We start from the raw sequence: 23,713 nt of genomic DNA on the forward strand, positions 1-23,713 counted from the left end.
GGCTTCAGTCCTCCCGCAGGACGATCGTGCACAGCCGCTTGGTGGCCCGGGTGAGCGCGACGTAGAGGTCGCGCTCACCGCCCGGGCGGGCGGCGGTGATCCCGTCCGGGTCGACGACGACGGCCGTGTCGAACTCCAGGCCCCGGGCCTCGGAGGCGGGCACCAGCCGGGTCCGCTCCGCGGCCCCGGCCGCCGCCAGGGCCGCCGCCAGTTCGGCGACCGCCGCGTCCGGGCAGACCACGCCGATCAGCTCCCCGGGATGGGCGGCTTCCTGCGCGCGCAGCTCCGCGCCGAGGACGCCGGTCAGCACGGCGGGCGAGGCGCCGAGGGTGCGCGGCCGCTCGCCGTGCCGGATCGAGCCGACCGGCGGCTGGTCCGGGGCGATCCTGGCCAGCAGCTCGCGGGTGGTGGCCAGGATCGCCTCGGTGGTGCGGTAGCTGACGGTCAGCGTGCGCAGGTCGAAGCGGGCGCCGAGGTGCGGGGCCAGCGCCTCCTGCCAGCCGCGCGCGGTGGTCGCCGGACCGGCCTGGGCGAAGTCGCCGACCAGCGTCATCGACCGGCCCGGGCAGCGCCGCAGGACCATCCGCCACTGGAGCGCGGTGAACTCCTGCGCCTCGTCCACCACGACATGGCCGAAGGACCGCTTCGGCGGGCCGTCGAGCAGGGCCGCCGCCTCGTCGAGCAGCGGCAGGTCGGCGCCGGTCCACGGCGCGCCCGGGGCGCGCAGCAGCAGCGCGCGCTCCTCGGCGGTGAACTCCGGCAGGTGTGCGGCCAGCGCCCCGGGGTCGCCCAGCAGGGCGTCCACCACCGCGCCGGGCGTCAGCCGCGGCCACAGCCGTTCGACGGCGCGCTCGACGTGGTCGTCGCCGAGCAGCTCGGCCCGCATCGCGTCGACGTCGAACCCGGGGCCTTCGTCGGCCGGACCGGGATCGTGGCCCAGGCGGCGCAGGTCCGCCGCCGCGACCCGGTCGAGGTCGATGCCGGTCAGCGAGGCGACCTCGGCGTCGATCCGCTCCAGCGTCTCGGCGGCGCCCCGGGCCAGCGCCGCGGTCACGGAGTCCACCAGCAGCTCCTTGAACAGCCGGCGGGCCCGGTGGTGGGCGAGGCCGCCGCCCCGGGCGGCGTCCCGCACCCGGGCGACCTCGCCGGCGTCGAGCCGGACGTCGTCCTGCCCGACCCGGACCTCCAGCCCGCCGTCGGGCGCCTGCCGCGCGCGCACCACCGCGGCCAGGGCGCCGGCCATCGCGGCGTCCCCCTTGAGTCGGGCCGCCCGCAGGTCCTCGACGGCCTCCGCGGGCACGGCCTCCACCAGATCGGTTCCCACGAGCACGGCCCCCGTGGGAGCAGCCGCCGCGGGAGCAGCCCCCGCGAGTCCGCCGGCCAGTTCGGCGCAGGTCGCGAGGACGACGTCGTTCTCGCCGAGCGAGGGCAGCACCTGCGAGATGTAGTCCAGGAACCGGGCGTTCGGCCCCAGCACCAGGACACCCTGCTCGGCGGCCTTCGGGAAGGCGTACAGCACATAGGCGGCCCGGTGCAGCGCGACCACCGTCTTGCCCGTTCCGGGGCCGCCCTGGACGACGGTGACCCCCCGGTGCGGCGAGCGGACGATCGCGTCCTGCTCGGTCTGCAGGGTGGCCACCGCGGTGCCCATCCGCCCGGTGCGCCGCTCCTGGAGCGCGGCGGAGAGCGGGCCGTCACCGACCACGTCCTCGGCGGTGGGCTCGGAGCCGTCGAGCAGCTCGTCGCTGACCCCGACGACGGCGCGCTGCGCCAGCCGCAGGTGCCGGCGGCGCCGCAGGCCCATCGGGTGCACCGGTGTGGCCTCGTAGAACGCGCGCGCCGCGTCCGCCCGCCAGTCGACCAGGGCGGGCAGCTCGTCCTCGTCGCGCTGCAGGCCCAGCCGGCCGATCCGCAGCGCCGTCCCGTCCGCCAGGTCTATCCGCCCGAAGACCAGGCCGCCCTCGGCGCCTTCGAGGCGGCGCACCTCCCGGGCGAGCCGCTCGGCCGCCGACTGCCGCTCGTAGGCCTCGCCGGCGCCGTCCGCCCGGGTCGCGAGCGTCACGGCGAGCTGCGCCCGGGTGTCGGCGAGCCGGTCGTCGAACAGGGCGACGACGGCGGCCACCTCCGCCCGCTCCAGTCGCACCTGGCGTACCACGTTCTCCTCGGCCTGCGGCACAGGAAGTGCTCCCCTCTCGGTTTCGGCCTGTCACTATGCGTGGTCGAGCGGGGAAAGTAAACGTTGACCTGACGCCCCGGATCGTGTCCTGGCTCCCGTCCCCGCTCCCGTCCCCGCTCCCCGGAACGGGGCCGACCGGACACCCGGCCGCGCGGTGGCGGCCCGGTGTCCGGTCGGCGGGTGGTGCGGGGAGCGCGGTGCTCAGGACTCCTTGATCACCACGGTCTTGGCGGGCTTGTCGTGCAGCGCCTGCTGGAGCGGCTTGTCCCACAGCGGCCACAGGACGTTCAGCAGGGCGAACAGGGAGCCGACGCAGTAGACCGCGTTGGGCAGCGTGTAGAGCGCCGCGCGGATCAGCAGTGAGTTCTCGGCGGGCTTCCCGCCGCTGCCCTGGTCGACGACCCGCAGCTTCATGACCTTCTTGCCGACCGTCTGGCCGCCCTGGGTGAGCAGCATCGCGGCCTCGTAGCCGAAGGAGAGCAGGGCCGCCACGACGTAGTACAGGATCGAGGCGCCGAGGACCGTGAAGAGCAGCACGGTGGGGATCAGCAGGACGCCGACGTCGATCAGCCGGGCGACCAGGCGCTCGCCGATCGGGGCGAGCGGGGGGCCGGTGGGCACGGGGGAGCCGCCGTACGGGCCGGCCTGGGGGTGCCCGTGCGGCCAGGAGCCCTCGGGCCGGCCGTAGGGCTGCTGCGGGGGAGTGCCGTAGCCGGGCTGCCCGTACGGCTGCTGCGTTCCCTGGGGCTGGCCGTACGGCTGCTGCTCCGCCTGCGGCTGACCGTAGGGCTGGCCGTACGGCGCCTCCTGCTGGTACGGCTGCTGATCGCCGCCGTAGGGGTTCTGGTTCTGCTGGCCGTAGGGATTGTTCCCCTCGTACGGGTTCTGGCCGTACCCCGTCGGACCGTTGGTGCTCATTCTGCGGGTTCCCTGCCTCGGCGATGGTGGTACGGCTGTTCTATCGATCCCGCGTCGGCCTCGGGAAGGCCGATCGGCAAGTCGTTACCGATCAGGGGCACCGCTGTCGCCGAGCCGCGGGGCGTGGAGTCCGTTATGTTCGAAAATGCCGGAATCAGCCCGCGCCGCCCGCCGCGGCGGCCCGACCAGGGAGACGGCCATGACCGGTGCACCCGAACCCATCAGCGACGCCGGCCGGACCGCGTTGGAGCGGGAACTCGCCGAGCTGCGCACCGAGCGCGATGCCGTCGCCGCGACCCTGCACGGCGACGAGGAGGTCGGCGACCCGGCCGACCAGGCCGACGAGTTGCAGCGGGCCGACCGGCTGGACCAGCTGGACGGCCTGATCGCCGGGGCCGAGGGACGGCTGCGCGAGGCGGCCGCGGCCGGGGCGCCGAGTACCGAGAGCGTCGGCGTCGGCAGCACCGTGACCCTGCGCTTCGCCGACGCCGACGAGATGACCGTCCGGATCGGCGAACTCGCCGAGGAGCTGGACCCGGAGCTGGTCACCGCGGACAGCCCGCTCGGCCAGGTGCTGCTCGGGCGCCGGGCCGGCGAGACGGTGGAGTACGAGGCGCCCGGCGGCCGGACGACCGCGTTCGTCGTCTCGATCGGCGACGACGCGGCGGCGTAGCGGCGCGCCGGGGGTGCCGTCGCGTCAGGCGGTGAGCTGGCCGGGGCGGCCAGGGACCCAGAGCGGTACCGGGGCGGCGGGCGCCATGTGGCGGTCCGCCTGGGCGTCGAGGACGGCGAGCGCCCGGTCCCGGTCGCCGTCGGTGAGCTCGGCCAGCGCGGCGGCGGCGGAGCGGGCGCAGGCCAGGACGAGGGCCAGCAGGTCCTGGCGGCGGCAGTGGTCCCGGACGTAGGCCTCGCACCGTTCGGCGACGTACCTGGCGTGGGCCTCGCGCTCGGCCTCGGCGGCGGGGCCGGTCCCGGCGGCGGCCGAGCGGACCCCGTGCCAGAGCAGGACGAGCGCGTCGGGTTCGGCGGGGTGGGACGCCCCGGTCCGCCGCGCCAGCTCGCGGGCCTCGGCCGACTCCCGGCCCAGCCGCTCCAGGGCGGCCGGGCCGTCCCCGCGGTGGCACCGCAGCACCAGCTCCGCCGCCCGCGCCACCACCGCCCGCAGGACGGCCTCCGCCGGTACCCGCAGAGCGGGCGCCGCCGGATCGGCGAAGGCCAGCCACACGTCGGCGAACGAGGCCGCCCGCAGCTGCCCCAGCCAGGGCGAGGCCCCGGCCGCGGGCGCCTGCCACTCCTCGACGGCGAGGCGGATCAGCCCCACGCCGATGAGGTCCGGCGCGCCCGCGTCCGGTCCCAGCCCGATCAGTTTTGCCCTCACTGCGTACCCCCCGGTCAGCGGCCGTCACTCGTGGCGGCCCATCCCATCACAGAGCGGCGTGGACGAACTCGACCGCGGCCCCGATGAGACGCACGCCACGCGCGCGCCGGGGGCGTCAGCCCTGGTCGGCGAGCCCCTCGGGCCCGGAACCTTCGGCGCCGCCGGCCGCCTCCTCGGAGGCCGGCGCGGGTTCCTCGGAGGCCGGAGCGGGCTCCTCGCGGAGCTCGAAGGGCGACGGCACCGGGAAGTAGGTGCGCAGGAAGCCCGTGACGGCCTCCTCCTGCTCCTCGGGCGACATCAGGTCGCGGGTGCCGTCCGCGAGGCAGAAGTAGTCCGCCCAGCGCTCCTCGTGGAGCTGCGCGAGCCGGCCCATGTCCTCGGTGCTGTCGGTGACGAAGTAGCCGTCGTAGAGGTGGCCCTCGACGGTGCGGGCGGTGGCGTGGCCGTAGTGGATGGCCAGGGTCACCGGCGCGAGGTCGTCGGCCGACCGGAACGGCGAGCGGACGGTGTCGTGCAGCTCGCCCTCGAACCGCTCCGCGCTCTCCGCCAGCACGCTGCGGCGCAGCGGGTGCGGGGAGTGCTTGAGGGTGCGCGGGTAGGTCTTCCCGACGGCGTCGGCCAAGGCGCCGCGGGTGTTCTTCTGCGCGGCGACGTACACCGAGTCGCCGGGCTCGGCCCCGCCCGGCGGGATGATCCGGTTGTCGGGGAAGTACCGGGGCATGCCGTTGCCCAGGAAGAAGTCCTCCGGGACGAGTGGGCGGCCGAGGAAGACGTCGTCGTTGAGGTACAGGAAGTGCTCGGCGAGCTCCGGGACGAGGTGCAGCCGGGTCTCGATGGCGTGGGAGTTGAACACCGGGCCCGCGTCGGTCCCGGCGAACAGCTCGCGGTGCGGGACGACGGTCAGGCCCGGGTGGTCGGTGTCCAGCCAGTGCGGCGTCTGGTCGTCGGTGACCAGGTGGATCCGGCGGATCCACGGGGCGTGCGCGGCGAGGGCGCGCAGGCAGTAGCGCAGCTCGTCGCGGTTGCGGAAGCGCTGGTCGGCGTCGCCCGCGATCCCGCTCTCGGCGACCCCGTCCTCCTCCGCGATCGGGGCGGCCGTGTGCGCGAGGCGCGCGCGGGCGGCGGCCCGGCGCTCCTGCCAGGCGGGGTCGGAGTCGTCGACCCAGGTGATCACGGCGTCGATCGGGAAGCCGACCTGCTCGGGGAGCGAGACGGCGAAGACGTCGAGCAGCGGGAAGGGCCGGCCGCCCACGGTCGTGGTGGCGGTGGCCTCCAGCGAGGGCACCCACCAGCCGAACGGGGTCTCGTCGATCGCTGCGATGGCGCCCTGGGAGGGCGCGGCGGAGTCCCAGAACTCCAGGTCGCAGCCGGTCTCGGGGCCGTACAGCAGGGTGTCGATCACGGCCGGGCGGTAGATCCGCACGCCCTTGACCCGGTCCGCCGGGCCGCCGTCCCGGCTCTGCTCCGCGTCCTGGTCCTCGTCGGTCCCGTCCGTGGACGCCTTCGGCGTGGGATCCAGCAGCTCGACCGCGCCGGGCAGCTGCTCCGCGAGCACGGTGGTGAGGGTCCGCCCGTGCTCCAGGAGGTCGGCGTAGACGGCCTGACCGGCGAACGCGGCGGCCAGCGCCTCCAGCACCGCCGACCGGTCGCCCGGGCGGATCGCCAGCCGGTGGCGCGGGTGCCGGTCGGGCACGATGCCGTGCGCGAGGCCGGCCTCCTGCAGCGCCGTGCTCACCTCGGCCAGGTTGCCGTCCCGGCGGTCGGCGGGCAGCAGCGTCCGGCGGGACTCGGCCAGGTGGTCGCGGTGGCGCACGACGCCCGGGAGCGTGCCGAGCAGCTCCTCCTCCCGCGCGGAGCGCTCCTCGGCGAGCCGCTCGTACGGCGGCTGCGGCTCCTCCGCCACGGCGTGTTCCTGCGCGCGCTCCTCGTGCCCGGCCTCGTCGTGCGCGGGCTCGGGCGCCGCGTCGTGCCGGGCGTCGGGGACGACCTCCTGCGGCACGGCGGTCGGCTCCGCCGGGGCACCGGTGACGGGGGCGGCGGGCGTTCCGCCGGAGGGCCGGTTGCGGCGGGTCAGAGCGGTCAGCGGGCGCATCTTGGCCGCGAGGCTGGCCGGGCGGATGGGCAAAGGGAACTCCAGAGGCGCCCGGCGGGGGCGCAGGTCAACGGGCTTTCAGGTCGGACGAGATCGTATGCGACTGTGGAAACTTTGTGTTGAGCAATGGTAACAATCACATGTCTGTTTGAACCCCAGAGGTGGTGGACCTGCGGGATTCGCCCGTTTTGCAGGGCGTTCATCCCTTCTGATGGAACGTCATCGACTTTCCGTTCCCCCAGGTTTGTCGCATTTCGCGGAATTCGGGAATTCGCCGCCGGTCATTGTCATGAATCGGCCATTTTGCTGCGCGTTCGCCGTCCGCTTCGGGCCTGCACCTCCCTTGGTCTACATATGCAGATGGTCGACATATGACGAGACTTGGCCTATGGTGTCGGCGAGGCGGGCGGCCGGCGCCGGAGAACGGGCGAGCCGTGGGGGTGTGGGCGCCCGCCGCACGCATGGTCCGGCAGCCGGCCGGACCCGCCGTTTTCCTCGGGAGGACCGCCGTGCACCACCGTTCCCGTTCGTGCAAGCTCCTCGGCGTCGCGATCGCCGCCGTCCTGGGCCTGGGCCTGGGCATACCGTCCGCGTTAGCCGCTCCGGCCGCCGACACCGACCCCGTGCCGGGGCTGGTCGCCGGATCGGACACCGACGCCCCGCAGCTGGTCACCGGCCTGGCCGAGCGGGCCTCCGGCGCCACCCCGGGCGAGGCGGCCCGTGCCCACCTCGCCGCCCACCGGGACCGCTACCGGGTCGACCCCGCGCAGCTGGTGGAGTCCGGCACCGAGCGGGCCGCCGACGGCCGTCGCACCGTCAGGTTCGCGCAGCGGCACGGCGGCCTCCCGGTCTTCGGGTCCACCTATCTCGTCCACCTGGTCGGGGAGGGCGACGGGCAGCGGGTCGAGTCGGTGGGCGGCAAGTACTTCACCGGGCTCACCGCCCCGACCGCGCAGAGCGTCCCGGACGAGGTGCTGCGCCGGCTCGCGCTCGGCGCGGTCGAGGACCCGGCCGCCCGGGAGGGGGCCACCGCGGAGGACCGCGGCCTCGTGGTGCTGCCCGGCGGCGCCGGCCGGCTCGCCCGCCACTTCACCGTGCGCGGGACCGGCGCGGCCGCCGGGGCGCCGAAGGCCCGCGAGGTCTTCGTGGACGCCACCGCGGGCGGGGTCGCGCTCAGTTACGAGGTCCGCGCCCCCTCCCCGTCCGGGATGCCGGGCGCCTCCCCGGCCGCCGGGGCCGTCGGTGCGGCCGGCGCCGTCGAACCCGCCACCGGCACCGCCCCGGACGCCTTCGGCCGCCCCGCGCCGGTGAACATCGGCCGTCTCCCGGACGGGAGTTACCAGCTCACCGACCTCACTCGCCCCGCCGTCATCACCACCTACGACGCGCAGGGCGGGGAGGAGATGGACTACAGCGGCGGCCTGCCCGACGGCGCCCGCCCGGCGGCCTCCCCGAGCCCCGACTTCCCGGCCTCGACCGGCACCAGCGGCGCCACCGACGCCCACCTCAACGCCGCCGCCGTCGACGACTTCTACCGCACCCGCCTCGGCCGTGCGGGGATCGACGGCAAGAACGGCCCGATCACCTCCGTCGTCAACGTCACCAGCTTCGGCGCGCCGCTGGACAACGCCTACTGGGACGGCCGGAAGATGATCTACGGCGGCGGCAGCGGCACCTACCACCCGTTCTCCGCCGCCCGCGACGTGGCCGGCCACGAGATGACCCACGGTGTGGTCGAGCACACCGCGGGGCTCGTCTACGCCGGCCAGTCCGGCGCGCTCGACGAGGCCCTCGCCGACTACTTCGGCAACGCGATCGAGGTGACCAGCCGGGGCATCCCGATGACCGACCCCCGGGCGGCGCTGCTCGGCGAGAGCCTGTGCCGCACCGGTACCCCGGAGTCCTGCGCCTTCCGGCGGTTGGACGACCACCGCACCACCGTCGCCGACTACATCGGGGCACCCGCCGGCGTCGACAACGGCGGCGTGCACCTCAACTCGACCATCGTCGGAGGGGCGCTCTGGGACATCCGGCGCACCCTCGACCCGCTCACCGCCGACCGCCTGGTCCACCGCGCGCTCGCCGAGTACCTCACCCCGCTGGACGGCTTCGTCGACGCCCGCAACGCGGTGCTCGCCGCCGGCCGCGCGCTCGGCCTCGACCGGGCGCAACTGCGCGCGGTGGCCGGGGCCTTCGACGCGCACGGGATCAAGGAGGGCTGGCAGCGGCGGATCGGCCTCGACAGCCGCCCGCTGCTGCGCGAGCTGACCACCGAGAGCATCGCACCGGACGCGGCCGCAGGCCGCTGGGTGGCGGCGACCGCCGGGAAGGGCAACAAGGGCAGCCTCGCCGTCTACGCGGGCGCCGTCGCCGGCTCCGCCGAGCCCACCCGGCTCAGCCCGGAGGACGGCCGCTCGCACGGCTGGCCCGCCACCGACGGCACGTCCGCCGCCTGGGTGGCGATGGGCCCGTGGGGCACGGAGGTGTTTGCCCGGCCGCTCGACGGCGGCCCGGCCCGCAGCGTCCACAGCGTGGCCAACCAGTACCTCAGTGACGTGCGAATCTCCGGCGGCGACGTGGCCTTCCTGGCCGGCGACTACACCGCCGTCAGCACCGGGCCCGTGCTCTCCCGGGACGGCGCCCCGGCGGTCGCGATCCCGCTGCCGGACGGCCACAGCGCCTCCGACCTCGCCCTCAAGGACGGCCTGCTCGCCTGGACGGAGAGCTGGAGCTCCGGTGAGCGGACGGTGAGCGCGCCGACCGTCTACTCGATCGCCGCGGGCCGGGTCGTCGCCCAGTACCCGGCGGGCGACGCGGCCGACACCTCCGCGACCAGGGCCGGCGCGACCCGCCTCGCCGGCGGCCGACTGCTCTGGGTGGAGACGCCCGAGGACCCGGCCCGCGGCAGCTCGATCCGCTCCGGCGCGCTGGACGGCTCGGGGACGACCGTCGTCCTGGCCGGCGGCACCGCCGAGCCGCGCCGGATCACCTCCCTCACCGCCACCGACCGGGCCGTCACCTTCGGCTACGCCGGCGGCCGGGTCGGCGGCGGCATGAAGAACACCGACCTGCCGAAGCTCTGGCAGCTCCCGCTCGCCGGCGGCACTCCCGAGCGGGTCTCCTGCAACCGCGGCGGCCAGTACGCGCCGGTGGCGGACCGGGGTACCCGGGTGCTCTGGCTGGACGCCACGGCCGGCCGCACCGATCTGGTCGTGCGCGAGCGCGCGGCCGGCACCTGCTGACCGGAGGGCGGCTGCCCCGGGATCCGACCCAGGGCGCCCGACCCCGGCGCCCGGACCCCGTCCGCCCCTCGGTCGCCCGCCCGGCCGCTGCAACCCGCAGCGGCCGGGCGGGCCTTCTGTCGTTCCGTCAGGCCGCCACCGCCGGCACACCGCCGGGCCGCCTCGTCGAAGGGACCGAAGTCGGTGAACGCCACGCGTCCGGTCCGGGCGGCGCGCACCGCGCGGTGGTCGGCCACCCGCCGCAGATCGAGGGTGACGGCCGGTCCATCGGTCCATGGCCGGGCAGTCGCGCCGGTTCGCGGTCGAGCAGGTCCCCGGGGGCCGCGTCCGGCGGCAGGACCCGGTGGTGCGGCATGCGGTCTCCCCCGTGACGGTGTGGGGAGCGGCGGCCGACAGTCGATCATGTCCCCCGCCGCTCCCAAGCTATAGCGCGCCGGGGGGCTTGCCGCAAGGGGGTGGTGGGGCCGGAGAATCCTCCGCCGGAGCCGGAATCACGGGGACAGGAGTGGTGCGGGATGCGTGTGGTGCTGTCGACGTACGGGTCGCGGGGGGACGTCGAGCCGTTGCTGGCGCTCGCCGAGCGGTTGCGGGAGGCGGGGGCCGAGGTGCGGGTGTGCGCGCCGCCGGAGGAGGAGTTCGCGGCCCGGCTGGCGCAGGCCGGGGTGCCGCTGGTGGCGGTCGGGGAGTCGGTGCGGACACTGGTGAGCGGGCCGCCGCCGAAGCCGGAGGACTTCCCCGCGCGGGCGGCCGCCCTGGTGGCCGGGTTCTACGAGGCGGTGCTCGCCGAGGCGGAGCCGGGCGGGGCGGTGGTGGCCACCGGCCTGTTCCCCAGCGCGGCCGGTGCGCGGTCGGCGGCGGAGGCGGTCGGGGCGCGCTTCGTCCACGTCAGCCTCCAGCCGACCATGCTGCCCTCACCGCACCACCCGCCGTTCCAGTACCCGGGCCGGCCGCAGGCGCCGGAGGGGACCGGCAACGCGGAGCTGTGGGAGCGGGACGTCGAGTCCATGAACGCGCTGTTCGGCGGGGTGGTGAACGCCCACCGCGCGGCCGTCGGCCTGCCGCCGGTGGACAACGTGCGCGACCACGTGCTCACCGGGCGGCCGTGGCTGGCCACCGACGAGGTCCTCGGCCCGTGGCGGCGACCGGCCGCGCTGGACGTGGTGCAGACCGGCGCCTGGCTGGCGGCGGACCGGCGTCCGCTCGGCGCCGAGGTGGAGGAGTTCCTGGCCGCGGGCGCGCCCCCGGTGTACGTGGGCTTCGGCAGCATGCCGATGCGGGGCTCGGCGGACGTCGCCCGGCTGGCCGTGGAGCAGGCGCGGGCGCTGGGCCGGCGGGTGGTGGTGGGCCGGGGCTGGGCGGGGCTCGGCCCGGCCGGTGACGGCGGCCACTGCCTCGTGGTCGGCGAGGTGAACCACCAGGCGCTGTTCCCCCGGGTGGCCGCCGTCGTGCACCACGGCGGCGCGGGCACCACGACGGCGGCGGCCCGGGCAGGGGCGCCGCAGCTGGTGGTGCCGCAGATGGTTGACCAGCCCTACTGGGCCGCGCGGGTGGCCGAGCTGGGCATCGGCGCGGTGTACGACGCGGCGGTGCCGAGCGCCGCCTCCGTGGCGGCCGCGCTGCGGACCGTGCTGGACCCGGCGACCCGGGCCCGGGCGGCGGCGGTGGCCGGCGGGATCCGCACGGACGGCGCCGAGGTGGCCGCCCGCCTGCTGCTCGAACCGGCCGCCGGGTAGCGGTGGGCGGGGGCGGGCGGACATCCGTCGCGCGCCCCGTCCGCCCGGGCGCTTCCCGCACAACGGCGGGTGAGCTTCCCCGCAGCCGGGGAAGCAAACCCGGGCGAAACCGCATCAAACGGGTCATGGTGGGTACCAGCACCATCGGAGTGGTCGTCGAGCACCGCCGATCGCTTCCCGCGCCTGTCGGGCGCCTCCCGGACCGCCGCTCGAAGAAGTCGGGCCGAGGCCATCGGGAAGAGGAGCCGCGGTGCGCCGGCGATCCCAATCCGACGCGCCCCGCGGCCCGTGGCGTTCCCGCTGCCCTGGAGAACCGCCGTGTCCACTTCGATTCTCAGAACCGGCTTCCCCTCGCACGCCCCGTCGGACGGGCTGCCGTCCGACCTGCCCCCGCGCCCCACCGGGGCGCAGCTGCGGGCCATGGGCAAGAGCGAGGCCCGCGAGCTCAGCGACGCGCTCTTCGAGCGGCTCGCCGGGCTGCCCCGCGAGACGCACGCCTACAGCTACGTGCGCGGGACGATCATCGAACTCAACATGCCGCTGGTGCGGTTCATCGCCGGCCGCTTCCGCCACCGCCCGGAGGACATGGACGACATCCTCCAGGTCGGCACCGTGGGGCTGATCAAGGCGGTCGACGGCTACGACCTGGCCCGCGGCGTCGAGTTCCTCACCTACGCCATCCCCACCATCGCCGGCGAGATCAAGCGCTTCTTCCGGGACACCTCCTGGCCGGTGCGCGTGCCGCGCCGGATGCAGGAGTGCTGTCTGAGCGTCGCCCGCGGCTCGGACCGGCTGGAGCAGCGGCTCGGCCGCCTGCCGAACCCCGAGGAGATCGCCGACGAGCTGCGCCTCACCGTGGAGGAGGTCGTCGAGGGGCTGGTCGCCGGCCGGGTCCACCGGTCCAACTCGCTGGACGCGCTGCGCGAGCAGGACACCGACGAGTCCGGCAGCGCGCTGCTGGACCGGCTGGGCACCTGCGACCCCGGCATCGAGCTGGCCGAGTTCCGCACCGCCGTCCGGCCCCTGCTCGGGCAGCTGCCGCGCCGCGAGCAGGTGGTGCTGAAGCTGCGCTTCTGGGAGGACCGCACGCAGTCCGAGATCGCCGAGCGGATCGGCGTCTCGCAGATGCACGTCTCCCGGCTGCTCTCCGCCACCCTCGCGCACCTGCGCGAGCAGCTGGAGGACCGCGCGGCGGACGGTCGATCGGACGGCCCGCCGGAACCGGTCTGACCGCGCTGTCCGCGAACCGGTGCCCCTCCGGACGTTTCCGGCGCCCCGCAGCGGACAGCCGCGCTGTGGGGCCGTCGGCGCGAAGGAGGCCGAGAGCGGTGCCACCGAAGGCTGCCGGCCACACCCCGGACCGGCGTCGCGCCCTCGCCCCCGCCCGCGCGACCCCCTGCCGGACCGCGTACCCGGAGGTGCACCCGCGATGACCCGCCGACAGCCCCGACCCCCCGACGCCACCGCCACCGCGGCGGACACACCCGTCGGACTCACCGTCCACGCCCGGCCGTGGGCCCACGGCAGCGTCCTCGCGCTGCGCGGCGAACTCGATCTCGACTCCGTCGCCGTCCTGCGCCGGGCCCTCGACCGCGCGCTCGTCCTCCCCGGCACGGTCGTCGTGATCGACTGCGGCGGCCTGGCGTTCTGCGACTCCACCGGCGTCGGCGCCCTGCTGGAGGCCGCCGCCCACGCGGACGGCCTCGGCAGCCGGATCGAACTCGCCCGCCCCCGGTCACTGGTCCGCCGGGTGCTCGAACTCACCGGCGCCACCGAAGCGTTCCCCGTCCACGACACCCTGCCGCCGTGGCACCCGCTTCCCCGGTGGGCACGATGACCACCAGCCCGGTCCCGCCCGTGTGTCGCCGGGCATGCGGCAGGCTGAGTCGAGCATGTGCCGGACCGGGGCTGCGGTCATGCCGAGGCGTGCACCCGGGTGACGGAGGGCGACCCCGTTGTCCGGCGGAGAAGTCCGGCGGGCCCGTCGCGAAACCGAGTCGGATTCCCGGGCGCCGGGCGCTGCGCGAGGTCCGGCCGGCGGCGGTGTCGCTGTCGACCGGTCGGCGGCTGCTCGCGCATCCTTCTCCTGACGATCGGTCGGGAGTCACCGGGAGCGCGGAGGGTGCATGGACGAGCGGCGCGGCATGGCGGATCGGCGGCGGTTCCTGGGGCTGACGCTCGCCGCTGCGGCGGCGGCGGGGGCCTGTACCCGCTCGCCCACGGCGGTGCCTCCGGGCATCGCCCCGGCTCCCTCCCCACCGGCCTCGCCCTCTCCGACGCCCTCGCCCTCGCCCACGGCCGCCGAGAACGCCCTGCCCGGGGACGCCGACTGGCGGATCACCGCCGCCGGCCCGGCGGAGGCCATCGAGGGCTTCGCCGCGCAGGTCAGCGCCCTGCCCGGCGAACGGGTGCCCCTGCACGTGTCCACCACCGCCCCCGCCTTCCGCGTCAGCGCCTACCGGATGGGCTGGTACGGCGGGGCGCGCGCCCGCCTGGTCTGGCGCTCCGGACCGGTGCCCGGCGCGAGCCGGCCGGGCCCCGCCGTCGATCCCGCCACCCGCAGGGTGACCACGGCCTGGCCGCCGTCCACCGAACTCGACACCACCGGCTGGCCGCCCGGCAGCTACCTGCTGCGCCTGGACGCCGAGGGCGGCGCGGGCCAGCGGTACGTGCCGCTGACGATCCGCTCGGCGACCACCGCCGGCACGCTCGTGGTCGTCAACGCCGTCGGCACCTGGCAGGCGTACAACCAGTGGGGCGGCCACGACCTCTACGACGGCCCGTCGGGAGGCCTGGCCACCCGGTCGCTGGAGGTCGGCTTCGACCGGCCCTACCTGGACTACGACGGCGCGGGCCTGTTCCTCGTCTACGAGGCGCCGCTGGTCGCGCTGGCCGAACGGCTCGCGCTGCCGCTGTCCTACGCCACCGGCGTGGACGTGCACCGCCGTCCCGGGCTCCTCGACGGCGCGCACGCCGTTCTGTCGCCCGGCCACGACGAGTACTGGTCGCCCGAGCAGCGCGCGGCGGTCACCGCCGCCCGCGACGCGGGGACCAACCTGGCCGTCCTCGGCGCCAACTGCTGCTACCGGCGCGTGCGCTACCAGCCCTCCCCGCTCGGCGAGGACCGGATCATGGCCTGCTGGAAGGGCGACTGGGCCCGGGATCCGGGCTACCTGGACGGCGGGCCGGCCACCACCGACTTCCGCCTGGCGCCCGGCGCCGACCCCGAGAGCTCCCTGCTCGGCCTGCTGTACGACGGCTACCCCGTCGACGCGCCGTACGTCGTCACCGCGCCCGGGCACTGGGTGTTCGCCGACACCGGGGTGGCGGCGGGCGACTCCTTCGAGCACCTGGTGGGCGTCGAGTACGACACCGTCGACGCCGCCCGCTCCTTCCCCCGCCCGTTGGAGATCGTCTCCCACTCCCCGGTGGTCTGCGAGGGCCGCCGCGCCCACGCCGACACCGCGTACTACACCCACCCCTCCGGCGCCGCCGTGTTCGCCTGCGGCACCATGCGCTGGGTGGAGTCGCTGGACGCCGAGGGCCCGGCCGTTCCTGGCGTCAACCACGGTCTGGACGGGCGCACCGGGGCGATGACCCGCCGGGTGACCGAGAACGTCCTGCGGGCCTTCGCGGCCGGCCCGGCCGCGGCCGCCCGCCCGGCCCAGGACAACGTGCGCGGCGTGTACCCGGGGTGAGACCGACGGCGCGCGATCAGCGGGACACGGGGGAGCGGCGGCAGTGGCCGGACCGGCCTGACCGGCGGCAGCCGGTCCGGTCAGGCGTCCGCGAGCAGCGCCCGGTGGTGCCCGGCCGAGGTCAGCGAGGGCTGAGCAGACAGAACTCGTTGCCCTCCGGGTCGGTCAGGATCCGCCAGGAGATGGTGGACTGGTCGATGCCGGGGTCGGACGCTCCCAGGGCGCGCAGGCGGGCCTCCTCCGCTGCCGGGTCGTCACCGCGGTACGGGCTGACGTCCAGGTGGACGCGGTTCCACCCGTGCTTGGTGTCGGGGGTGCGGACGAACTCCAGGTAGGGGCCGACGCCTCGGGCGGACCGCATGGTCGCGTGGTCGTCGGCGACCTCGTGCAGCGTCCAGTCCATCGCCCCGTCCCAGAACCGGGCCAGCTCCCGCGGGTCGGCGCAGTCGACCACCACCGCGGCGATCGGCCCGGTGTCCCGGTAGACCGGGCGGGGCTCCAGGACGCAGAACTCGTTGCCCTCCGGGTCTCCGGAGACGTGTGATTAGGGGTTCTACGGCAGAGCCGAGAGAGCCCCGCCCGGATCGGCTCCGGACGGGGCGAGGGGGTTCTACTCGGGGCAGGTGAGCGAGCACGCCCACAGGGTCCACCCGGAGCCCGCGGCGGCTTCCTGGTGGCCGATCGGGACCGGGGTGGGGGCCGGACCCTTGCACCGGGCACAGCGCACGGGAGCGAGGCGGGGCCACGTCTCACCGAGCCGGTTCGCGTGGTCGTCCCCGTGGAACGGGTCACGGTTGCACGGGGCTCCGGCTCGGCCGGGGCGAGGGGCGCCGCATGTCGGCTTCCTGGTTGCGGCGAGGGTCATCACGCGACCGCCCCGGCGAGGGTGTGCGCACCAGGGAAGGTGTACCCGGTGTCCGGCAGCTCCTCGGCGACCGCCCGCAGGGCCTCGCGCTGCTCGTACTGCCGTTGCATCTCGTCCAGCTCGGCCCGCCATGCCCCGGGGTCGACGTAGGGACGCACCAGGGGGCCCGCGTACGGGTTCTCTTCCTCGGCCCTCGGGGCAGGGCACTGCTCGGCGTCCGTGGTCCGGATAGGTTCGAGGGTGGCCGGTACGGCGCGGTGCTGGCCCCGAGCCGGCAGGACCAGGCGCAGGGTCGCACGGAGGGTGCGGGCGATAAGGTGTCGCATGTTCGTTCAGCTCTCCCAAGTAGCTGTGCGGACGTGCCCCCGGAGCCGGTCCTAAGCGGCCTCGGGGGCTCTTTCGTGTTCGACGGTAAGGCAACTCCTCTACCCTCGTCTACCCACGTATGCCCATAGCTCGGTATGTAGCCCGTTGTCTACCCTTGCCGTATGGCCTCGGAAATCGACTATGACTCGCCCACTCCGCCCTACCAGCAGATTGCGGCAGAGATCATCCGCGACATTGACTCTGGGGCCCTCGCGGTTGATCGCCCGATTCCGTCTGAGTCGGCACTGATCCAGCGGTGGGGCGTAGCTCGGGACACGGCGAGGCGTGCAGTTCGGCATCTGCGCGAAGGCGGGTACGTCTACACCGTGCCGCAGCGCGGGACGTACGTGGCCGAGCGGGCCCCCGAAAAGTAACCGGCCCCGCCCTGCCGGAGTTCACCAGCGGGACAGGGCCGAGGGGCGCGGGTAGGCATCGGGGTCGTTCGCTGCGTGTCAATGTCTACCTAGGCCAACGCCCATGCCCCGATCGAATCTAGCCGGCCCCGTTCTCAGTTCTTCCGATGCCGTCCGTTTCCCTTGCGGAGCAGCGCCACAGGGGTTTCATCCTGCGGAGGGGCGAACCCGTCGCCCCTCCGAACGATCATGGGATAGGCATCGGCGTACGTGTCGGCTACCGCGACCGGTTGCCACGCTTGCCCGTCCCACTCGACCACCAGGCGCGGCGTGTCTTGGAACAGGTGGCCCCGACGTACCGCCGGGTCAAGGGTCAGCGCGTCCCGGGTACCCGGCGGCCGGGCGCAGTCAGCACGCGCGGCGTACCAGTCGGACACGGTTTCGTCGTCGGGGTCGAGCACGGCTGTTCCTCTCGCACGGCGTCACTCCGAGGTTATCGGCCGATGTCGTCCGGGGGGATAGTGCCGGGCCAGCCGAACAGGCCGAGGATTGGACGCTTCCTGAGTGCTTCGGCGTACTCGGTCGAGTCGTCGAACTCCCGAAAGTTGGTGATCGGGTCTTCCGCGGCGTGGAGCATGGCGAGAGCGCAGTTCAGGCAGAAGTCCTGTCCGGTGTCCAAGTCCCGCAGGTTCGCGTAGTGCTGGCAGCCGATCCACTGGCACCGTCGGCGGTGCTTGCCGCCGTTCTTCCGTCCCGCCATGCTCCGATGATCCGCCGCTCTACTTGGGTTCCTGGCCGAGCACCGAGAGACGCTGTGCCGAGCGGAGCCGCAGAGCGACCGTATCGGCCAGCAGCTCGGCCAGCGAGTCACGGAACAGCTCGACCAGCTCGCCGGCGAGCTTGGTGAAGTCCTGTCCCCCGAGGTTCGGCGGGAGCGCGTCGCGCAGGGCCTCGCTGTCCTCGCTCAGCTCCCACAGCTTGCGCAACGCCCAGTGCTTCGTAAGGAGTTGAACGCCAAAGGTGATGTGAAGGCTGTGCTCCTCGGTGCTCTGCCCCGAGTGCACCCACCCGCGCGGGATGAACAGGACCTGCCCGGCCCGCAGCGTGACCGAGAAGTCCGGGGCGTCCGAGGCAAACCGGATTTTGTCCTCGGGAGAGAACCCGACCTTGGACCAGTTGTGGTGCTCCAGCGGGTTCGCGAAGGTCGGGGCGAACAGTCGCCAGTCCTTCGCGCCCTCGGCCTGTGCGATGAAGACGTGATGACAGTCCCAGTGCCACCCGAACCCCTGCGCCCTCCCGGCCGGGGTGAGGTAGAAGTTCCCCGTTACGGGGTGGCCGAGCATGGATGACAGTTCCTTGCAGAACTCCATGATCGGCGGGTAGGACCGGTGCAAGCCGTTGAGGACCAGGGTGTCCGTCGGGTGATCCGCGGACGGCCGTTCGGCGGTCAGCACGCCATCACGGACCATGCCGAACCCGCCTGGACGGATATCGGGGTCGGCGAGGATTTCGCGGGCCGCTTCCCTGGTGGCGAGCCGTTGCAGGTCGACCGCATCACGGTCGAACACCGTGGGCACCGAGGGCCACGCATCCCGGAAGGCGTCCGGATTGGTGACCAGCCTTGAAAGTGCAGTCTGCACGGTGGCGCTCCCTTCTCGTAGGGTGGGGCAAGAGGGGCGACCGCCCCACCTGAATTGGGGCGGTCGCCTCTCGCTCACGTGCTGATGTGTCAGGCGCCGATCAGGTGGTCGTACTGGCCGGCGGCGAAGGCGTCGCGCAGCTTGCGCAGCTCACCGGGGGTGCCGGTGATCACGGCGCTGTCGTCGTTGATGTTGGCGAGCGCGACCAGGCCGTTGCCGGTGTCGGCGACCGCGAAGCACTCCACCTTGTCGTCCAGGTGGGAGTCACGGGCCACCGACCAGTTCAGGCCGGGGTGCGAGGCGGGGTCGAAGTTCATGGTGGTGCCTCCTTGTGAGATCGGGTACAGCGGGCGCCGTACCACGTTTTGACGCCCGCCCCGGTCGAGCACAGCCATGTGACGCCGGGGCGGGAGTGGTGCCCCGTCCTGGCGGGTGTTGCCCTTTCCGTCCGCCAGAACGGGAGTTCATGGGGGTGCTAGCTTCCGCGCCCGAGGGGGTACGCCCTGCGGATCGGGGCCGGCTCGCCGGTCACCGGGCTGCCCGCCGTTCTCCGGCCTCGCGGCACAGTGCAGCCCGAACCCGAGCCCGTGCCCGCCGCCAGTGCTGCCACCCCTCGATCCAGTCGGGACCGTAGGACGTGGCGATGAGCGCGACCGCCAGGGCGACGAAGCACCAGACCCACCGCCGCTCGCTGCTCGGGTCCAGCATGGCGAAGCCGAGCACGAAGCCGGCGGGCACGGTGCAGAGTCCGAGCGTCAGAATCCCGGTCAACAGCGTCAGCCGGGTCACGTCGGTTCCTCCTTCGGGACCGCGATCATCGGCCGGTAGGACAGACACCCGTAACTGCGGTGCTCGGGGTGCTCCGTGGCGTGCTCGAACGGCCACAGCTCGGCCGTCTCGCGGTCGACGTGCTCTCCCGAGTCCGCGCGGCAGGGCGTACCGTCCTCGGCCTCGCCCTCGCAGAAGACCAAGTGAATCTCGTCCCGGTCCGGGTCGGCGCCGACGTCCCACAGCACGAAGCGGAAGCGGCGTCGGGTGCCGATCTCGCGGGAGGGAACTTCGAGTGCCACGTTCAACCGACCTTCGCGGGCTCGGGGAGCGTCATAGCGGTGCGCACCCGTTCATTGGTCGTCGCGGTCCGTACGTGCAGCGGGTCGGCCGTCCACTTCGGTCCGTCCATGAGGAACGGGCGGAGGGTCCATCCGTCCTCGGCAACACCCGCGTACTCGCCGACCCGTCCCGACTCCGTGTCCACCACCAGGTCACCGACCTTCGGGCGGAACAGGGGAACGACGGGGCTCGACTCGGCGGCGAGCGTGGCGAGTCCGACCCGGAGCACGTCCGCCAGGTGGAGCACCGATTCGGGGCGGGCCCGGCCGACGTCCACCAGGCACTCACCCGTGATCACCGAGGGCGAGTCAACGCCGAGCGACGGGAGCGGGCACCCGGCCGCCGTGGCGACTTCGCGCAGGGCCTCGCATGCCTCGGTCGCCTGTCTGCGCTGTTCCTTAATGATCTTGCGTAGCTTGCGGTTAGCCACGGTGACCCCTTGAGTTGGACGGCGGACCTTGTCCAGTGCCGCCATTCAACGGAGTGGAGCCCTCGTGCGGGGACTCCAAGGTGGTGACTCCAAGTTGGAGTCTGTGCACACGCCGTGGGCTTACCATCGGAGCACGTTGTCAGGGGGAGCGAAGCAGTGGACCAGCCACCATCACCGCGCGACGTTGTTGCCGGGCTCCTCGGAGATGAGCGGTTGCGTGCCATCCTCCGAGCACGCGATATCGGCGCCCTGTTCAAGATGCTGAACAGCCGAGGCGTCAGCACCCGTCGACTTGCCTCGGCAGCCGATATCACACAGGGCCGACTGTACGACTACATGACCGGCCGCACTCGGGTTGAAAAGCTCTCGATGTTCGAGCAACTCGCCGACGCCTTCCATATTCCGGGCGACTTGCTCGGCCTGGCGGCGCGTCCGTGGGAACCAACTACACCGGTACCAGCGGTGCCCCTAGCGGAAGTACTGGCCGAATCGGACGACCTTGCGGCCATGGATGCGTTCCGCGAGGCCGACCGCCAAGCCGGCGGCGGGCGGCTGTACAGCGCTGTGGTTCGGCATCTTCAGGTGAACGTGGCCCCCCGCCTGATGGATGGCACGACGGGCCCGAGCGTCTTCGGGGCTGCCGCTGCGCTCACTGAGATGGCCGGGTGGATGGCGCACGACTCGGGCCAAGACGTCCTAGCGGCAGCGCACTTCGCCAAGGCGTTGCCCCTCGCACGGGTCTCGGGTGATCAACCGTTCGCTGCGCACGTGGCCGCGAGCAGCAGTCACCTATCCCTACAGTCCGGTGACGCCAAGCAGGCTGCGCACTGGGCACTGACCGGGATAGAGATCGCCCGGGGCGGCCCCTACTTGCCAAGTCTGACCGCGCGGCTTCACACGATGCATGCCCGTGCCCTCGCGGCGCTTGGGCAGTCCAGCCCAGCCGTGGATGCCTTGGGGCAGGCACGCACGCTTCTCGATCTAGAGTCGGACGACCCGCATCCCTGGCTCAGTCCGTTCGACCATGCGGCGCTAGCTAGCGAATCCGCCTTGATATTCATGGACTTGGGCCGACATGACGACGCACTCGGGCACGCACAGGAAGCCGTGCGGCTTCGGGGCCATGGACGGGCAAGATCACTTGCTTTGAGTCGGATCACGCTCGCTGCCGCGCACGTACAGCGCAGGGACCTAGACGCCGCTGTCGGTGTCGGGACTGACCTTCTTGCAACAAGCCCCACCCTTGGATCAGTCCGCGTGGCACACCAGCTTGACGGCCTTCGGGATCAGCTCACGGAGCATGCCGGTTACCCGCCAGTCCGTGAGTATCTGGCACGATTCGCGGAAGCGCGCAGAACCAGGACGCTGCTGCTGGCAGACATCATGCCGCCGTCAAGGGGAGGGAACGGCTGTGGGGACAACACCAACACCTGACGATCCGGAAGCATGGAACGCCTACCTTGCCGAGGGCAATGCCAGGCAAGCCAGGAAGCGCGTCGCCGCCGACGTGATCGTCAGAGATCCTGCGGGCCGGGTCCTGGTAGTAAACCCTGACTACAAACCGGGGTGGGATTTGCCCGGCGGGATGGCCGAAGCGAACGAAGCCCCCGAAGCGGCGGCACGCCGCGAACTGCGCGAGGAACTTGGACTAGAGATCGTCACCCGCGCATTGCTGGTCGTTGAATGGGTTCCTCCGCACGGCCCTTGGGATGATCAACTCGCGTTCATCCTCGATGGCGGCGAGATCACGACCGACCAGGCCAACGCCCTTCGCCCCCACGATGCGGAGCTGACAGAAGCGGCGATGCTCGCACCCGCCGAGGCACGCCACCTACTACGAACCCGGTTGCTGCCCCGCTATGACGCTGCACTCGCGGCCCTGAAGGACGGACAGCCCCGCTACCTGAACGACGGACGTGCGCTCTGGTGAGCGGCACCTAGCTGGTTCCGCGAGACCCGCCGCTCCGCCACGAAGCAACGGGGCTTCGTCGCACCTAGGCTGCAAGAACGCAAAATTGGCCCCCATGCCCACCGCCCGCTAGGGAAGGGGGCACGGGGGCCGTTCGTGGTCGATCCTAGGGACAGAACCGCCATCGGTCATTTCCGCCTGCGCAGAAACGCCCGATTTCGCCATCAGACTTTTTTGCCTCCCTGCCGCGCTTCTGACCAGGCGAGGGGAGGCCCCCGGGTGGGGTAGGTACGGGGCTTCGACCCTGTGTCAGTCGGTCACACGTCGGACGTGCGCCTCATGTCGGGGCCCGCGGGGGGATCACCGGCGGATCAATCGGTTGCCCGTCCGGCTTCCTCGGTGTCACGTCGATGGCCAGCAGCCGGCCGGGGTCGTGCGGGTCGCGCATCGGCTGGACGCCACTCGGCATCGGAGCCCCACCGTTGACTACTGGCAGGCCAGTTGGAGAGTCCGACCACACGGGCCGTCCCTGCGCGTCGCGGGGGAAGTGCGGATAGGTCCCATCCGGGCCGGGGTCGAGAGCATCGACGGCCATGTCAGTCCGTCGCTTCGATGTAGGCGGTCCGCTTGGCGTCCAGCTCCTCGGCGTAGTGCTCGCCGATCTCGACGGCCATGCGCTCGACGGTCTCAATCAGGTCGTCCACCAGGCGCAGGTCATACATGCGAGGCTCCGGCACGGTAACGCTCTGACCATTGGCGGACTGTGCACGCTGGGCAGCGTGCATGATCTTCTCCCGCTTGTACCGCTCGGCCCGGGACGCCATGTACGCCATGAACCACGGCTCTTCGGCAAGGAGCTCGACGAACCGTTCCCGATTGGCCTTGTCGGCGTCGCTGGCCTGCTGAGCACGCTCACGCCACGAAGCAGCGAACGCACGGTCGTACTCCGCCGCGCGGTCGGCCTGGCGGGCGACCTCGGCTTCCTGGGCGACCGCCAGGGCGGCTTCGGCGTCGGCGAGCGGTGCGGCGTACTTGTCGGCCTGGGCGCGCAGCTTGGCGAGCTTGTCGGCGGCCTTGGAAACGTCGGGGTTCATGGTCAGACCTCACGATCGGTGGGGACGGAAACGTTGCGGCCGAGCTGCACGGCGGCAGCCTTTGCGATCTCGTAATGGCCGAGCGAGATGCGGGAGAGCGGGTTCATCTGGTCATACTGCTCGGGGCGGTCGCGCTTCATCTCAGCAAGGTGCTCCATTGCGGAGTCGTACTGGAACGCGTCAGCGCGCAGACGGAGCTTTGCGGTCGCCCGGTCCTCATACGTGTAGGTGTGACTGCCAGGGTTGCTCACGGTGCTACCTCCGGTGGGCCGCCTGTCGACGGCACGAAGAAGCCCCCGCCCGCGGGTTCGGGAAGGGGCGGTGAACTGCTCTTTGCAGCAGACGAACGGGAAGGCCGTAGAGGCAGAGCGTCGGCAGTAGGCGCAGACAGGTCCCCGCCGGCGGAGCACACGGCCCTACTGGTGTGGAGAGTGGGGCGATCTCCCAGGGGTGATGAGGTGACGCAGGTGAGGCAATTTCTGGTTTTACTTAGATACCCGCTGCCTAAAGAAAACTGATTTCTCCGTCATCTGCGTCACCCGTCACCACCCCCGCCGACGTGCGGCCCGCTACCCCAGCGCGGGACCGCCTCTCACTGTTAGGGAGAGTGCGGATTTTCTCTGGGTGCCAAGGCGACGCGGGTACCCGGTCCGTTCGTCCCATCGGCGGGGCGCGTCGTAGTCCTGAACTCCCTCTCTGGGAGATTGAA

At 73.1% G+C, this 23,713-nt stretch carries 23 protein-coding genes and 1 pseudogene; 9 read left to right on the top strand and 15 right to left on the bottom strand.

Annotated features, from left to right (window positions below; all coding sequences use genetic code 11):
* Positions 1-4 precede the first annotated feature (4 nt).
* Positions 5-2,176, bottom strand: coding sequence for a HelD family protein (locus ACFC0B_RS03855; RefSeq protein ID WP_376081693.1), 2,172 nt, complete (start codon positions 2,174-2,176; stop codon positions 5-7).
* A gap of 201 nt (positions 2,177-2,377) precedes the next feature.
* Complete coding sequence (locus ACFC0B_RS03860) at positions 2,378-3,094, bottom strand: RDD family protein (protein ID WP_376081696.1); 717 nt, start codon at positions 3,092-3,094, stop codon at positions 2,378-2,380.
* Between the two features lie 199 nt (positions 3,095-3,293).
* Between ACFC0B_RS03860 and ACFC0B_RS03865 the strand changes: the two genes are divergently transcribed.
* Entirely contained in the window at positions 3,294-3,767 is a 474-nt protein-coding gene (locus ACFC0B_RS03865) for a GreA/GreB family elongation factor (protein WP_376081698.1), read from the top strand.
* Between the two features lie 24 nt (positions 3,768-3,791).
* Here the strand turns inward: ACFC0B_RS03865 and ACFC0B_RS03870 are convergent, their stop codons facing one another.
* Positions 3,792-4,472: a hypothetical protein gene (locus ACFC0B_RS03870; protein WP_376081700.1), complete on the bottom strand. Its 681-nt coding sequence runs from the start codon at positions 4,470-4,472 to the stop codon at positions 3,792-3,794.
* Between the two features lie 115 nt (positions 4,473-4,587).
* Positions 4,588-6,597, bottom strand: a complete 2,010-nt coding sequence (locus ACFC0B_RS03875) for a stealth family protein (protein WP_376081703.1) — start codon at positions 6,595-6,597, stop codon at positions 4,588-4,590.
* Between the two features lie 476 nt (positions 6,598-7,073).
* Between ACFC0B_RS03875 and ACFC0B_RS03880 the strand changes: the two genes are divergently transcribed.
* The 5 genes from ACFC0B_RS03880 (at position 7,074) to ACFC0B_RS03900 (ending at position 15,237) form a co-directional block, all read left to right on the top strand.
* A complete protein-coding gene (locus tag ACFC0B_RS03880; RefSeq protein WP_376081704.1) occupies positions 7,074-9,806 on the top strand; it encodes a M4 family metallopeptidase in 2,733 nt (910 codons plus the stop codon).
* Between the two features lie 515 nt (positions 9,807-10,321).
* On the top strand, positions 10,322-11,539 hold the full coding sequence (locus ACFC0B_RS03885; protein WP_376081707.1) for a glycosyltransferase: 1,218 nt from the start codon (positions 10,322-10,324) through the stop codon (positions 11,537-11,539).
* 318 nt (positions 11,540-11,857) lie between these two features.
* Positions 11,858-12,769, top strand: coding sequence for a SigB/SigF/SigG family RNA polymerase sigma factor (locus tag ACFC0B_RS03890; protein WP_376081710.1), 912 nt, complete (start codon positions 11,858-11,860; stop codon positions 12,767-12,769).
* 199 nt (positions 12,770-12,968) lie between these two features.
* Positions 12,969-13,376 carry an STAS domain-containing protein gene (locus tag ACFC0B_RS03895; protein WP_376081713.1) on the top strand — a complete coding sequence of 136 codons (408 nt, stop codon included), beginning with the start codon at positions 12,969-12,971 and terminating at the stop codon, positions 13,374-13,376.
* 289 nt (positions 13,377-13,665) lie between these two features.
* Positions 13,666-15,237 (top strand): N,N-dimethylformamidase beta subunit family domain-containing protein, encoded by a 1,572-nt coding sequence (locus ACFC0B_RS03900; protein WP_376081714.1) that lies wholly within the window; start codon positions 13,666-13,668, stop codon positions 15,235-15,237.
* A 121-nt stretch (positions 15,238-15,358) separates the two neighbouring features.
* Here ACFC0B_RS03900 and ACFC0B_RS03905 read toward each other — a convergent pair.
* Together ACFC0B_RS03905 and ACFC0B_RS03910 are read right to left on the bottom strand one after the other, a co-directional pair.
* A pseudogene (locus ACFC0B_RS03905) lies at positions 15,359-15,775 on the bottom strand (VOC family protein); the annotation flags it as partial.
* A 326-nt stretch (positions 15,776-16,101) separates the two neighbouring features.
* A complete protein-coding gene (locus ACFC0B_RS03910; RefSeq protein ID WP_376081717.1) occupies positions 16,102-16,428 on the bottom strand; it encodes a hypothetical protein in 327 nt (108 codons plus the stop codon).
* 162 nt (positions 16,429-16,590) lie between these two features.
* On the opposite strand from ACFC0B_RS03910, the gene ACFC0B_RS03915 reads away from it, so the two are divergent.
* Entirely contained in the window at positions 16,591-16,842 is a 252-nt protein-coding gene (locus ACFC0B_RS03915; protein ID WP_376081720.1) for a GntR family transcriptional regulator, read from the top strand.
* A gap of 134 nt (positions 16,843-16,976) precedes the next feature.
* On the opposite strand, the gene ACFC0B_RS03920 is transcribed toward ACFC0B_RS03915, so the two are convergent.
* The 7 genes from ACFC0B_RS03920 to ACFC0B_RS03950 form a co-directional block, all read right to left on the bottom strand.
* On the bottom strand, positions 16,977-17,282 hold the full coding sequence (locus tag ACFC0B_RS03920; protein ID WP_376081723.1) for a DUF6087 family protein: 306 nt from the start codon (positions 17,280-17,282) through the stop codon (positions 16,977-16,979).
* 32 nt (positions 17,283-17,314) lie between these two features.
* The gene (locus ACFC0B_RS03925; protein ID WP_376081725.1) at positions 17,315-17,581 is read right to left on the bottom strand and encodes a hypothetical protein; all 267 of its coding nucleotides are present in this window, start codon (positions 17,579-17,581) and stop codon (positions 17,315-17,317) included.
* Between the two features lie 19 nt (positions 17,582-17,600).
* Complete coding sequence (locus ACFC0B_RS03930) at positions 17,601-18,461, bottom strand: JmjC domain-containing protein (RefSeq protein ID WP_376081727.1); 861 nt, start codon at positions 18,459-18,461, stop codon at positions 17,601-17,603.
* Between the two features lie 89 nt (positions 18,462-18,550).
* Positions 18,551-18,778: a hypothetical protein gene (locus ACFC0B_RS03935; RefSeq protein ID WP_376081730.1), complete on the bottom strand. Its 228-nt coding sequence runs from the start codon at positions 18,776-18,778 to the stop codon at positions 18,551-18,553.
* 211 nt (positions 18,779-18,989) lie between these two features.
* Positions 18,990-19,250: a hypothetical protein gene (locus ACFC0B_RS03940; protein ID WP_376081732.1), complete on the bottom strand. Its 261-nt coding sequence runs from the start codon at positions 19,248-19,250 to the stop codon at positions 18,990-18,992.
* The gene (locus ACFC0B_RS03945) at positions 19,247-19,531 is read right to left on the bottom strand and encodes a hypothetical protein (RefSeq protein WP_376081734.1); all 285 of its coding nucleotides are present in this window, start codon (positions 19,529-19,531) and stop codon (positions 19,247-19,249) included. The genes ACFC0B_RS03940 and ACFC0B_RS03945 overlap by 4 nt, the downstream gene beginning before the upstream one ends.
* Positions 19,532-19,533: 2 nt before the next feature.
* Positions 19,534-20,046 (bottom strand): hypothetical protein, encoded by a 513-nt coding sequence (locus tag ACFC0B_RS03950; protein ID WP_376081735.1) that lies wholly within the window; start codon positions 20,044-20,046, stop codon positions 19,534-19,536.
* A 111-nt stretch (positions 20,047-20,157) separates the two neighbouring features.
* On the opposite strand from ACFC0B_RS03950, the gene ACFC0B_RS03955 reads away from it, so the two are divergent.
* Together ACFC0B_RS03955 and ACFC0B_RS03960 are read left to right on the top strand one after the other, a co-directional pair.
* Entirely contained in the window at positions 20,158-21,435 is a 1,278-nt protein-coding gene (locus tag ACFC0B_RS03955) for a helix-turn-helix domain-containing protein (protein ID WP_376081738.1), read from the top strand.
* Positions 21,413-21,931 carry an NUDIX domain-containing protein gene (locus tag ACFC0B_RS03960; RefSeq protein ID WP_376081740.1) on the top strand — a complete coding sequence of 173 codons (519 nt, stop codon included), beginning with the start codon at positions 21,413-21,415 and terminating at the stop codon, positions 21,929-21,931. Before ACFC0B_RS03955 ends, ACFC0B_RS03960 begins: the two co-directional genes overlap by 23 nt.
* Positions 21,932-22,506: 575 nt before the next feature.
* On the opposite strand, the gene ACFC0B_RS03965 is transcribed toward ACFC0B_RS03960, so the two are convergent.
* Both ACFC0B_RS03965 and ACFC0B_RS03970 read right to left on the bottom strand, forming a co-directional pair.
* Entirely contained in the window at positions 22,507-23,004 is a 498-nt protein-coding gene (locus ACFC0B_RS03965) for a hypothetical protein (RefSeq protein WP_376081743.1), read from the bottom strand.
* A 2-nt stretch (positions 23,005-23,006) separates the two neighbouring features.
* Positions 23,007-23,255 (bottom strand): hypothetical protein, encoded by a 249-nt coding sequence (locus ACFC0B_RS03970; protein WP_376081745.1) that lies wholly within the window; start codon positions 23,253-23,255, stop codon positions 23,007-23,009.
* Between the last annotated feature and the right edge of the window lie 458 nt (positions 23,256-23,713).

Origin of the sequence: Kitasatospora sp. NPDC056184 (assembly GCF_042268405.1) — a bacterium.
Lineage (GTDB): Bacteria > Actinomycetota > Actinomycetes > Streptomycetales > Streptomycetaceae > Kitasatospora.

Bases quoted from the DNA above. Each gene is read 5' to 3' on its own strand.
- ACFC0B_RS03860 (WP_376081696.1), bottom strand. From the start codon at position 3,094: ATGAGCACCAACGGTCCGACGGGGTACGGCCAGAACCCGTACGAGGGG.
- ACFC0B_RS03865 (WP_376081698.1), top strand. From the start codon at position 3,294: ATGACCGGTGCACCCGAACCCATCAGCGACGCCGGCCGGACCGCGTTG.
- ACFC0B_RS03885 (WP_376081707.1), top strand. From the start codon at position 10,322: ATGCGTGTGGTGCTGTCGACGTACGGGTCGCGGGGGGACGTCGAGCCG.
- ACFC0B_RS03895 (WP_376081713.1), top strand. From the start codon at position 12,969: ATGACCCGCCGACAGCCCCGACCCCCCGACGCCACCGCCACCGCGGCG.
- ACFC0B_RS03900 (WP_376081714.1), top strand. From the start codon at position 13,666: ATGGACGAGCGGCGCGGCATGGCGGATCGGCGGCGGTTCCTGGGGCTG.
- ACFC0B_RS03910 (WP_376081717.1), bottom strand. From the start codon at position 16,428: ATGCGACACCTTATCGCCCGCACCCTCCGTGCGACCCTGCGCCTGGTC.
- ACFC0B_RS03915 (WP_376081720.1), top strand. From the start codon at position 16,591: ATGGCCTCGGAAATCGACTATGACTCGCCCACTCCGCCCTACCAGCAG.
- ACFC0B_RS03925 (WP_376081725.1), bottom strand. From the start codon at position 17,581: ATGGCGGGACGGAAGAACGGCGGCAAGCACCGCCGACGGTGCCAGTGG.
- ACFC0B_RS03935 (WP_376081730.1), bottom strand. From the start codon at position 18,778: ATGAACTTCGACCCCGCCTCGCACCCCGGCCTGAACTGGTCGGTGGCC.
- ACFC0B_RS03950 (WP_376081735.1), bottom strand. From the start codon at position 20,046: ATGGCGGCACTGGACAAGGTCCGCCGTCCAACTCAAGGGGTCACCGTG.
- ACFC0B_RS03965 (WP_376081743.1), bottom strand. From the start codon at position 23,004: ATGAACCCCGACGTTTCCAAGGCCGCCGACAAGCTCGCCAAGCTGCGC.